Genomic DNA, 13,021 nt, shown 5'->3' with positions numbered 1-13,021 from the left:
ATAAGAAGAATATGAAAACAAAAAGATATTTAGTACAAGGATTCCTGTTGCTGCTCTGCTCGATGACAGCAATAGCCGGTTCGCCTTCCGAAGAACTGCAACATCCGCAGAACCCGCAGAAACAGACGGGTAAACGTCCACGCATACAGACTTCCGCAAGCAAAAAGGAAATTGTATTCAAGCCCAATGCAGAAACGGGAAAGGCGGAAACTGGAAAGGCAGGAAAGGGAAAGGCAGGAATGGAAAAGACGAAAGCAGTCAAAGTTGCCGGAAAAAAACCGAAAGGCACGGCAACCGGCAAGCAGGTTAAAAAGAAGCCTCAACAAAAGACAGCTTCCGAACGCTACATGGCACTCAAAACCAACATTGCCTACGACGCAATCGCCGTGCCGAACCTGGCCTTCGAAATGCAGTTCAGCAAGCATATTTCCGTAGAGCTTCCTGTCATGTTCAGCGGCTGGGATATCAGCGATAAACATGCTGTGCGTACTTTCGCTGTTCAACCCGAAGGACGCTGGTGGCTGGAGAAAGCAGGAACAGGCCATTTCTTCGGTGTACATGCCCACATGGCTCTGTTCAATGTGAAATGGGATGAGAACCGCTACCAGAGTACCGGCCGGCCGTTATTGGGCGCAGGTGTCAGTTATGGATACAAACTGCCTTTTTCCAGGCACTGGGGAGCGGAATTTACGCTGGGGGCCGGTTATGCCAATATGAAGTATAACACCTATTATAATATAGACAATGGTGCCCTGATTGAAACCAAAAGCCGGAATTACTGGGGAATCACCCGTCTCGGCATCTCATTGTCCTATCATTTTTAAGCCTGCATGATTATGAAAAAGAATACATATACATCCATTATCCGCACGCTGGGTTGTTTGCTGTTATTGTCGGCTCTCGTAAGCAGTTGCCTTTATGAAGAACCGGAACTGACGGCCGACGGTGAACTCGGGGTAGACCCCACCGCGGTTAATATCATGACGAATCTGACACTGGAGACGTCATTCGAGCTCGTGAATGTGAATCGCGGTACACGCGCAGCCACCACCTACCTGCATCGCTTCGTTGTTGCCGTCTACGAAGGTTCACAAAAAGTAGCCGGACAAATTATCTATCAAGAAATACAGGATGGCGAAACAACTGTAAGCATCCCTCTGAACATGAAGTTGCATGCCCGCAAGTATCAGCTCGCCGTATGGGCGGACTATGTGGAAAAGTCCGAAGGGGAAACTTATCAGACTTTCTATGATGCAACGGACATGGGATTCATACAACGTGCCGCACCCTACAAGGGGAACGTTAAATACTACGATGCTTTCTACGGAAACATCCCACTGGATTTAAGTGCCTATCGGGACCAATGGAACGTCACCGTTCCCGTAGATATCAAAATGACCCGCCCTATGGCATCGTACAACCTGATAGCAACGGATGTAGCCAAATTCCTGAAGAAAGTGGCGGACAAGGAAATCACCGGAAAGAAATTTACGATGACCGTCAAATACAACTACTATCTGCCTACAGGATTCGATGCGCTCACCGGCAGACTGAAAAACTCTTTGCAGTATATAGAATATAACAAGACGGTCGACCTGGCAACTCTTCAGAAAGAGGAGAACAAGGAAGAATTCAACATCGGTTTCGACTTCCTGCTTATCAACAACGAATCCGCATCGTCTATTCCGGTGACTATCGAGATAACGAACGAGAGTAAGACAGTGGTAGCCCGCTACCAGAATCTGAAAGTCCCTTATGAACGGAACAAAGAAACAACTATCCGGGGATATTTCCTGACGGCTAGCCCGGGTATCAGTTTCGACCCTGATTTCAACGATGATGACATCATTATAGATGTCACTCCTATCGTCAAAAACAACTAATAATTATCATACACTTTAATCATTACCATTATGAAAAAGAACTTTATCTATTTAGCGATTACGCTGCTCGCAGGATTATTCGCCTCATGTAGCCAGGAGAACGATTCAAGTACTCCGAACAGCCAGAACAAGCTGGTCAATATCTCTGCCGAGTTACCGAAAGAATTTGCCAAAACACGTGCTGTTCCGTCAGTAGACGGTCATTACCTGCGTTGCATTCTTGAAATAACGAATGAAAACGGAGACAGAGTGTACAGAGAAGAAAAACTGGGAACCGAAGGCAGCGCAGACGGCAAGCTTTCTTTCACCTTTGCCCTCGAAGAAGCCGGCACATACAATTATAAGATGTGGGCAGACTTCATTGAAGCCAACGGGCAGCAGAAAGACCCCATTACAGGCCGCTACACCGACAAGTTTTATAATACGGAAGACCTGACCAAAATTACAATAAAAGACCCGGCTTTGCTTTATAATACCGATGCGTGTGATGCATTCTCCGGCAACGGAAGTTTTGAGAAAAGTCAGGCAACGTTGGATAATCCGCTTAGCGTCACATTGGTTCGTCCGTTTGCCAAACTGATTGTATCGGACAAGAGTAAAGAGAATTTCGCAAAATGTACGTCAGTCAGTGTCAGCCAGGAAATCCCTGCCGGATTCGATGTATCAACCGGTAAGATTTCTACGGAAACAGTAGTGGCTGTTCTTCCGGCTACTGCTCCTATCGGCACAGGAGAACAAGAAGGAGAAGGATTTGATTTAAAACTCTTCTCATATTATATCTTTGCGGACAACGACGCTTTGGGAGAAATCGGACTGACTTTTGTCAACACTGACGGCGGTCGTACAGTCGCTATCCCTGCTAATGTACCGGTGAAAAAGAATACACGTACACTGGTAAGAGGTTATTTTGTTGCCGAATCACAAAGCAACGGTCAGATTGATACGGACTTCGGTGAATGGAATCCGGATATAGACGGCGGAGACGTTGAGCCGACAGAACCGACCGTTGACCCCAAAATTGGTGATTACTATTACCAAAATGGCGAATATGCTTCGGAACTGAAAACGGATGCCGAGAATCCTTGTATCGGAGTTGTGTTTGCTACTAAAGCGCTGAACGGTGATAAGGCTGAAAATTATGGTGCATATACGCGTATTAAGGGGTATGTCATGGCTTTGGAAAGCGCACCTTCCGCTCCACGTAAGGAATTCTGCGATATCAGTATGAATGGTAAGATTGACTTCACCGGTTTGGAATTAACCAAGACCGGATATGAGAATACCAATATCCTTCTTGCAGATAGTCGTTATACAGACCACGCAGACAAATATCTGGTGATAGCAGACTTCCTTCTCTTTAAAGAAAAGACTGCTACCCCTGCAACTTCCAGCGGGTGGTATATGCCTTCTTTTGAAGAAGTAAAAGAATTCGCCATAAAATATTATGGATTTGAAGAGACAGCTAAAAATGAAACATTCGCACTCGCAGTGGATGCCATTGAGGGCGCAAATAAGTTTGTTGACTCTACAACATCTGACCGTTATTTACTAACCAGCAGCATCAGTAATAAACAGATGTCACCTGTGATGTTCAATAATAATGCGATAACGAACATTACAAAAGCCGTAGCTATTTTCCATACTGACAGTGGTAAAAAAGGTATACAGGGACAAATCCGTCCTATCCTCACCATCCTGGAATAAACAGCCAAAAGCGAATCACAATAGAAGAGTCAAGATAAGCAAGGTATCCCCTAAAAGCCTTGCTTATCGGCTTTTCCTCTTTATTTCCGAATCAATCTTTTATGTAATTCATCCTTATGAAAACAACCTTCCGTTTTAGCATCCTTTTCCACCTCTTCGCCTGCTTATTTCTGGCGACTGCTTGTAGCGACGACACACTTCCCGCAACAACAGACCCGGGGACAGAACAACCGGAAACAGCCCCCGACGCCTTGCACGACAAGACACGGGAAAAGCCGTACCCTAAAGCGGATAATGAACTTTACATCAACCCCTCTCCGTTCATCGTGCCGCAAGCCATGAAGACCGGAGACAAACTACAATTTGCCTTTTCACAGTCGAAAGACTTCCCCGATACGGAAACAACCGTATCTACTCCCCGAGCATGGTGTATGTACAACCCGCACCAAACACTCAAAAGCGGTACATGGCACTGGCGCTTCCGCTCTGTCGGCAACGACGGAACCGAACAGCCGTGGAGCGAAACCTACTCTTTTGAAGTAAAAGACGAAACACCCAAATTCGTAACTCCCACATTCGAAACATTTATCAAGAACGCTCCCCGCACGCATCCTCGCCTGTTCTGTTTTCTCGACAACGGACTGGAGCAGGCACGCCGCAACGTGAAGTCACATCCGGAATACAAGCAACTGACAGGCCGTGCACAAACGGCATTGAATACAGACTATTCTCTCCTGCCCAATCCATACGATGAGGCAGCCAAAATAAAAAACTCCGTCCAACATCTGTATCAGGCCTATCATCTGATACAGGACAAAAAATACGCGGACAAACTGCACGAGATACTGACTATCTTACTGTCCTGTCCCGTATCGGACTCCCAACTGTTTACCAGTAATTTCGGTGCTACGGATATAGCTATCAGCTTTATCGAAATCTACGACTTACTCTATAACGAACTGACTCCGGAAGAAAAGCTCGGCATTGAAGACCTCCTGATGCGCGTTTCACGCTACTATTTCCAATCCAACTGCGGACGGCAGGAGAATCATATTTTCGACAACCACTTCTGGCAACATAATATGCGGGTACTGTTTCAGGCTTGCTTCATCCTTTACGACAAAGCAACGTATACGGAAGAAATTCTCCCGATGCTGGAATACTATTACGAAATATGGAGCGCACGCGCTCCCGCTTCCGGCTTCAACCGGGACGGGATATGGCATAACGGAACGGGCTACATCGCTACCAACATAAAGACACTGTATTACATTCCTTCTCTCTTCTCGTACATCACCCGAAGCGATTTTCTGAAACATCCGTGGTATCTGAATGCCGGAAGAGCACTGGTCTATACCAGTCCCCCACATTCCAAAAGCATAGGGTTCGGTGACGGAAGTGAGAGCAGAGACGAACCTAGCCGGGTACTGGCAGCTTTTGCCGACTTCCTGGCGAAAGAGAATGCCGACCCGTATTCGGGTTGGTATGCCGACCAATGCAAGGAACTGTTACAACAGGACTATGAGTTCAGGCTCTACCGCATGGTACGCACCCAAAGCTACACCACTGAACTGCCTTCAAACGCTCCCAAACTTATCTGGTATAAGGATGCAGGAGAAGTCGCCATACACACCCATCTTGCTAATCCGGAACAGGATATGGCTATCGGCTTCCGTTCAAGCACCTTCGCTTCGGGCAGCCATACGGTAGCCAACCAAAACAGTTTCAACCTTTTATATAAAGGGGGCGATGTATACCGCAGCAGCGGATATTACCAGAATTTCAGTGACGCGCACAACCTGATGTCTTACCGCCACACTCGTGCACACAACACGCTCCTGGTCAACGGCATCGGTCAGCCTTATTCTCTGAAAGGATACGGCAACATCACCCGTGCCATGGGCGGCGACCACATCTCCTATTGTCTCGGAGACGCTTCCCATGCATATAGCGGCATCAGCGACGACCCGATGTGGATTGCCCACTTTGCAGCCGCAGGTATCACTCAAACCCCGGAAAACGGTTTCGGCAAAACTCCGCTTACCAAATACCTGCGTCACCTATTAGTGTTGCATCCCCACACTCTGGTTATCTACGATGAACTGGAAGTTTCCGAAGCGGTTCGTTGGGACTGGCTTCTGCACAGCCCCACCCGGTTTACCATAGAAAAGAACACCACTGCCACCGAAAACTCTTCCAAAGGATTCAAGACAACTGTCCGCCAATTCAGCGACTCTCCTTTCGAGTTCTCACAGACAGACCGGTTTGTGGTGCCGCCTGCCACACCGGCTCCCGACCAGTGGCATCTGACAGCGACATACACTCCTTGCGCCCAAAACCGCATCCTGACTATCATACAGATTACCCCGGATTCGGAGCAAGCCCCGACAATCGTCCGCACCGGAGACAGTTTCCAATGTGGCGACTGGAACATCCAAGCCGTCCTAAGCCCCACCCAACCGTCAGAACTGATTGTCACCAACCGGACGAATAGCACAGTATTCAGCTATTCGCCAGACAACCCGCTCATCGACGGAAGCGTATATCTGCGGAAATTCCCCCGTTCTTCCCTACTCTACGACGAATCGAACGGCAGATATGGTGTAACGGAACAAACGGACTATACCCCGGCTTCCACACGTGCAATCAACTATTAACATGAAATAATCCCCAAATTGACAATGATGAATATGAAACAGACTACATCTATCTTTTTGATTTTACTATTTGCTTATTGCAGCGCTTACTCTCAAAGCGCCAAAGAAACGGTATCCGCAATGTACACTTTCGACCGAGAAGAGGAAATCTCAGACTGGCTGATAGAAGGAGAAGGCAAAGCATACATCGAAAACGGGAAACTGATTCTGGAACCTCTGTTCTTCCCGCTTATGGAAACGTTGATGAAAGCCGGAGCTATCTCCGACAACAACCGAATGAAAGAATACGAACCCTATCTCTACACAGCCATGAAAGCCAAATACGGGAACGACGTCAGAAACTATTTCCTTGTAGGCAAAGGCGAACCGGTATTCATGGGCGGGCACTTCAATGTATGGAACCGGCGCGTCAGGACATCCGAAAACTTCGCCATTGAGTTTGATTTCACTCCGCTTTCACCCGCTCCCCTGCACATGTTGATGTTTTGTGCTTCCGGCCTGGAAGGTGAAAGCGTTTTCGACACTTCCCTTCCGACACGCTATGGAGTGGAAGACGAAACGATGTATGATATGGCTATGTATCGCGTCTCTTTCTTCCATAAGTCGCGCAAAAAAGCTAACTTGCGCCGTGCGCCCGGCAAAGTAATGGTTGCCGGAGGGGCAGATGTCGTCTCATCAGAGGACTGGAACCAAACTTACCGTTGTCGGATAGAAAGAATCAACGGAACCGTGCGATTCCTAATCAATGGAAAAGAAAGTTTCTCCTATAAAGATGAAAAGCCTTTGACAGGCAATCAATGGGGATTCAGACTTATGACTTGCGCCAAAGGAGCTTATGACAACGTTAAAGTGGTAACTATTAAATAAGATATCTATCTAATGATGAAACAAATAACTTTCTTTCTATTTTTATTATCCGCCTGTTGCGGCGCATATCCCCAAACTCCCCAAGAAGCCGTCTCTGCGATTTACACGTTCGACACGGAAGAAGAACTCGCGGACTGGCTAGTGGAAGGCGAAGGCAAAGCGTATATCGAAAATGGTAAACTAATCCTGGAACCTCTGTACTTTCCACTCATGGAAACGTTGATGAAAGCCAAAGTGATCTCCGAAGATAATATTATGGAAGAATACAGCCCTTATTTGTATGCAGCCATGAAGGCCAAATACGGGAATGACATCAGAAACTATTTTCTGCAAGAGAAGGAAAAAACGGTGTTTACAGGAGGGCATTTCAATCTTTGGAACCGGAAAATCAGAACAACCGAAAACTTCGCTCTCGAATTTGACTTCACCCCTCTCTCGCCTGCTCCCCTTCACATGTTTCTTTTTTGTGCTTCCGGACTGCAAGGAGAAAATATATTTGATGCTTCCATGCCGCCCCGATATGGTTTGGGAGAAGAGTTGATGTACGATATGAAAACCTACCGGCTTTCCTTCTTTCATCCCTCACGTAAAAAAGCAAATTTACGTCGTGCACCCGGCAAAGTGATGATTGCCCAGGGAATTGACGTGACCGTGCCGGAAGACTGGCGTCAAACCAGCCATTGCCGGATAGAAAGAATCAATGGAAACATACGGTTTCTAATCAATGGAAAAGAAAGTTTCTCTTATAAAGATGAAAAGCCTTTGACAGGCAATCAATGGGGGTTCAGACTTATGGCTTGTGCTAAAGGAGCTTATGACAATATACGGATAATTGCGATTCAATAAAACACTCAATAAGGTAATTCCCGTATACTTTCATTCAACGTTTTTATTTTTTCTATCAGTAAGTCAAAAGGGAATCTATTTTGCCACAAATATATAATAAATTTGTGGCAAAACAACCCATTCTACTTATTTTCCTGTTCCCTACTTTTCGTCCTATTTTGCACTCCGCTATTGACTTTTGCCTTTTTATTTCGTATATTTGTGATAATAATAAAGCAGGAAAGAATATGGAACATACATAATTCAGGACATACAGGCAATTATACAGAGTGCACCAACGCACCTGTCAACACAATATGGGGTGAAATCGACAACGATTTCATCCTTTTTTTGTATAGATAAATCAGTTTTCGCTATCGAAAGGGTCTAAAAATAGTTTATAATAAACTTGGATACCGTTTATAATAAATGATCAAGTTATTTATTATAAATCTGAACTCCGTTTATTAGATACGGCCGTTTTCCTGTAATAAAAAAGAAACATTAGAAAGAGTTGTTTCGTAGGGACGTTCTTAAACAGTAAAATAACTATATATTTCAATCAGTCATACAGATTGACAAAGCAGAAAGTATGCTCCCTCAAGCAAACTAATTGAAAAGACTCATTCCACCGACTTCCGATACCTCTCAAAACAATTTCGATTTTGTCTTTTACGGCTTATTGTCAGAAAATAAAATTCTTTAAACAGATTCTGAAAGTCATTTATCATCTATCTCCCTATCTTTGCTCTCATTGAAAGAACACCATAAGAATCAAAAAAACACAATACCCCATGAAAAAAGACTTTTTACCTTTACTGATTGTATGTTTCATCTGTTCATGCATCAGTTTTCAGGCACATGCACAAGAAAAAGTATTTGCCGCCTATTTTGATATTCCGACCAACAGTCCCGCCGGAACGGAAGTTACCGGACGTATTCATCTGGAAAGAAACAAAGACGTATTGACTTCCCCTATCCCCAAAGGATATAAGTTCGAGATAGTCTCCCAGCCTGCGGAAGCACTGTTCAGAATAGATACACGCTACGACCTGTCCCAACGCATAATGGGAGTATTGAGCGTTGACAAGAATAAAAAGACCGACTCCAAAGCCACTTCCTACTCGATGACAATCGCCCTGAAAGACGGAAACAGGCAAATAGAAAAGTTCGACATTACGGTCAATATCGTCAAAAGCACGTTATGGACGTTATTGTACGACCGCTACGTCCCTAACGCAATCGGCAACAGCCGTTTGTACGGACGGACCAAATACTCGGACCAGGAGGTGACGAAAAAAATAGAGGAACTGGAAAAGAACGACGGACGTTTCGAAGGATTCAGATGTTACACAGCTCATCCGCAGGATTATGAAGGCAGACTGGACCCCAAGAACGAACATCTCAAGAAAGGAACGATTGAAATAGACTGGGCAAAAGTAGCCAACCAAATCGGCGGGCTCGGATATGCCTATGCCACATCGAAAGTCTACGGGCCACAGGGAGAACCTGCCAAGCGGAAAGAACTGCGCGAAGCGCTGTACAAAGCCATATTGGCTTATACATTATCGGTTCCCGTAGAAGGCAGGGAGGTAGAAATCAACGGCAAGCCTATCGGCAACTGCACAGGCGACGGTTTCAGCCTGTTGCAAGCCAACAAAATGGCGGGAACCCCGACATCCACCCACCAGTGGGTGATGACAGACCCGCTGATAGTTCCCGCCCTCTATCTTCTTCCCGACATACTGAAAGGTATACAGGAGAATGATGAAACTTGTCTGAAAGTACATCATGCACTGATACGCTACAACCAGTTATTTATGTCTATCATAAAAAGCCGCAGGGCAATTGATAATCCCCAAGGACGTTGGGGAGAGATACAGGATACGCTTTATTCATCCGGAGCTTGGGCAGATGCCAACCTGGGACATCGCTCACGAACCATGCTGGCGCTGCCTATTATCTGGGTCGACTATAACCGCCCGCTGACATACGTACAATACTGGTATAGCGACTTCTATAAGGACAAGCCTTTCAAGAATTTCAGTTTCTCGCCCGGATGGAGCCCGCAAGGAGTGATAGCCGATGTCAGCCGGTGGATGACTAAATACAATGTGCCTGCACATAAATATATCCAGTCGGGATTCCAGCCGGACGGCACCATATCCCACCACATTGGCCGTGCAACTGACGCAGCGATGGTAGCTTACGGCTTTGAATGGCTGACAGATTGCAATGCGGGATACCAATATTTCAAGAACACACCCTTCAAAATAGCTGCCCCACAGTATCAATTCCAGTTAGACCATTTATTGAAAGTCTACCCCAAGTTAATCTACAAACAATACATGGACTTTCTCGTCTCCGGCCGTTCTTATCTGGAAGATTTGAAAGGGTTTGCCACCAAACGTTATCCCAGAGCAGCCAATGAAATGCTGAAAGCCCGCAGCAAAGACACCCGGCTGACAGGAGTGGAAGAATTGCAGGCGACAATCAAAAGCATCAAGGCAAATACGCACGAATATTCCGGTACGGACGCTTACTGGGTAAATGAGTACCTCGTACACCGCCGGGGAGAAAACGAACCGGCATTCTACGCGTCACTGAAACTGAAATCAGAACGTACGGTAGGTGCCGAAGATTTCAGTAAGGTACGCAAGTCCTGGCATCTGGGATATGGTATCCTGCAACTCAAAGTATGCGGTGATGAATATGCCAGCCGGGTTTTGAAGAATTACGACTGGCACGCCGTGCCGGGACTGACGGAAGAATGGCGTACCGACGCCCTGCCCGCCGAAGGCGGTGCACAAGCTTCATTGCCGGGACTGAACAAGATATCCGGCGTATTGGCCGACGGCAAGACAGGTGTGGGCATTTACCACCACTTGCCGAAAGAGAAGTACAGTTCATCCACCGCTTTCAAAACGTACCACTTCATCGAAGATAAAATCATTGCACTAGGAAGCGGTATCGCCCGCCTTCGTCCGGGGCAGGGAAAGGAAATCAGCACTTTCCTCGACCAGTCCGCTTTCAACCGCGAACTGACCTGGTGTGTCAACGGTAAAGAGCAAACAGTGAATCCGGGTGAATCGGTGAATATCACCGAGAATATAGAATCTGTCTGCTGGCTTCACCAAGGAGAGAAAGGATACATCATCCTGCCGAAAAAGAAACTGCAACTGGTGATTGAAACCGGAAAAGAAATCAACATTACCGACCGGGCAATAGCCGACAAACAGCCTAACTTTATTATCGCCCTCAATCACGGAGTCACTCCGGGAAACGGTCTGGATGATAGTTATGCCTATTACCTGATACCCAACATCGGCAAAGAGGAGATGAAAGCCCGCGTGGTAACCCTGCAAAAAGAGATTGCAACCGTAGAAAACACGGCTTCCGCCCATGCGGTATATTCCGCTGCCGACAAGACCTGGCAATATGCTTTCTTCAAGCCCGGCACAATCTCCGTAGGAAAAACCGAAGTGACTTCCGACGATGTGGCATTAATCATGCTGCGCGACAATGCCGACAGTTGGACGCTATCCGCTTCCAACCCGATGCCGGACGGCAAAAAACAGAGACTGTCCTTCCGCGTCAGCACTCCTTTGGCGGCAGGTACTTATACTTACCGGACGAAAGGGATTTATCCGCTGGAAGGAGAAACAGTCACTGTCTCCCCGGATAAAGATGGCGTCAAAGTAGTAATTGAACTGCCGGACATCAGGGATGAGAAACGCTACAACTATCAGTCCGACTTATATGCGGCAACCCCAATTGTAGTCAATATCCCCAAATAATCAGTTCTCAATAAAACACATCAACATAATTAGTTTAGATATGAAATCACTTCAAAAAAGAAACCTACTTATCACTCTGTTCCTGACCGCCTGTTTCTATGGAAACTTGCCGGGTTATGCCGCCGAGCCGGAAAAGAAGGTCCCACAATGGTTCCAACACGCTTTCTCTGTGATTGAGAAACAGGCGCAGAAGATGTCCGCCAAAGTAGAAAAGTCGTCTTGCCTTCCCCGTTCTATCCAGCGGGGCATGGTAAGTCCGACAGACTGGACGAGCGGTTTCTTCCCGGGAACACTATGGTATGTGTACGAATATACCGGCAAGGAAAAATGGAAAGAACGTGCCGAACGGGCTACCGCCTTACTGGAAGCGGAACAGTTCAACGCTTTCGACCATGACGTAGGTTTCAAGATGTATTGCAGCTACGGCAACGGCTGGCGTCTGACTAAAAATCCCGCTTACGCCCGAATTATCTGCCGCTCCGCCAAGACGTTAGGGTCACGCTATTCGTATAAGACAGGGCTCATCATGTCCTGGGAAGAGGACGATGCACGCGACTGGCAATTCCCGGTTATCATCGACAACATGATGAATCTGGAACTACTGATGGAAGCTTATAAGCTATCGGGAGACACCACATTACGCCATATCGCCCTTTCGCACGCCGACAAAACGATGAAATGCCAATACCGCAAAAACTACTCATGCCCCCACGTGGTAGACTATGATGCGGAAACGGGCGAAGTCCGCAAATTCGACTGGAACAATGGCTCCGATGATGTCAGCGTTTCGACCTGGGCACGCGGACAGGCATGGGGACTGTATGGCTTCACCATGATGTACAGGGAAACAAATGACCCGAAATATCTCCGCCATGCAGAACACATCGCCGATTTCCTTATCCATCACCCGAACCTGCCGGCAGACGGTATCCCGTATTGGGATTATTCCGGCAGCGGGGTTTCAACTCTACGGGACACGTCCGCCGCGTCTATCATGGCATCTGCCCTAATCGAACTTAGCACCTACTCTGCGAACAAGGATTACTTCAAAACCGGAGAGAAGATTCTCAAAAACCTTTCTTCGGACAAGTATCTCGCCAAACCGGGGAAGCATTCTTTCTTTATCCTAAAGCAGGCCATCGGAAATTATCTCCGCAACAGCGAACTGGAAGGCGGATTGTCATACGCTGATTATTACTATGTAGAGGGATTGCTCCGCTACTTTAAACAAACCAACTGATAAGCGGGGATAGTCAGTAAACAGAGACAGAGGTATCAGGCAGACAAG

8 protein-coding genes are annotated in these 13,021 nt (G+C 46.7%); all 8 read left to right on the top strand.

Annotated elements, in window-relative coordinates:
- The first annotated feature begins 11 nt into the window (after positions 1-11).
- The 8 genes from ACGHVY_RS18685 to ACGHVY_RS18650 all read left to right on the top strand — a co-directional run bounded on the left by ACGHVY_RS18685 (position 12) and on the right by ACGHVY_RS18650 (position 12,973).
- Positions 12-824 (top strand): DUF3575 domain-containing protein, encoded by an 813-nt coding sequence (locus ACGHVY_RS18685; RefSeq protein ID WP_390600610.1) that lies wholly within the window; start codon positions 12-14, stop codon positions 822-824.
- Between the two features lie 12 nt (positions 825-836).
- Complete coding sequence (locus ACGHVY_RS18680) at positions 837-1,883, top strand: DUF6562 domain-containing protein (protein WP_390600608.1); 1,047 nt, start codon at positions 837-839, stop codon at positions 1,881-1,883.
- A gap of 30 nt (positions 1,884-1,913) precedes the next feature.
- Positions 1,914-3,587 carry a DUF6562 domain-containing protein gene (locus ACGHVY_RS18675; protein ID WP_390600606.1) on the top strand — a complete coding sequence of 558 codons (1,674 nt, stop codon included), beginning with the start codon at positions 1,914-1,916 and terminating at the stop codon, positions 3,585-3,587.
- A gap of 116 nt (positions 3,588-3,703) precedes the next feature.
- A complete protein-coding gene (locus tag ACGHVY_RS18670) occupies positions 3,704-6,244 on the top strand; it encodes a DUF4962 domain-containing protein (protein ID WP_390600603.1) in 2,541 nt (846 codons plus the stop codon).
- 33 nt (positions 6,245-6,277) lie between these two features.
- Positions 6,278-7,111: a DUF1961 family protein gene (locus tag ACGHVY_RS18665; RefSeq protein ID WP_390600601.1), complete on the top strand. Its 834-nt coding sequence runs from the start codon at positions 6,278-6,280 to the stop codon at positions 7,109-7,111.
- A gap of 12 nt (positions 7,112-7,123) precedes the next feature.
- Entirely contained in the window at positions 7,124-7,957 is an 834-nt protein-coding gene (locus ACGHVY_RS18660; protein WP_390600599.1) for a DUF1961 family protein, read from the top strand.
- Positions 7,958-8,730: 773 nt separating this feature from the next.
- Positions 8,731-11,733, top strand: coding sequence for a polysaccharide lyase family 8 super-sandwich domain-containing protein (locus ACGHVY_RS18655; protein WP_390600597.1), 3,003 nt, complete (start codon positions 8,731-8,733; stop codon positions 11,731-11,733).
- A gap of 40 nt (positions 11,734-11,773) precedes the next feature.
- Positions 11,774-12,973, top strand: a complete 1,200-nt coding sequence (locus ACGHVY_RS18650) for a glycoside hydrolase family 88 protein (protein WP_390600594.1) — start codon at positions 11,774-11,776, stop codon at positions 12,971-12,973.
- Positions 12,974-13,021: the final 48 nt, after the last annotated feature.

The organism is Bacteroides sp. f07 (assembly GCF_042854785.1).
GTDB lineage: Bacteria > Bacteroidota > Bacteroidia > Bacteroidales > Bacteroidaceae > Bacteroides.
Note: the sequence above shows the minus strand (reverse complement) of the source record. Positions and strands in the feature narration are given on the sequence as shown.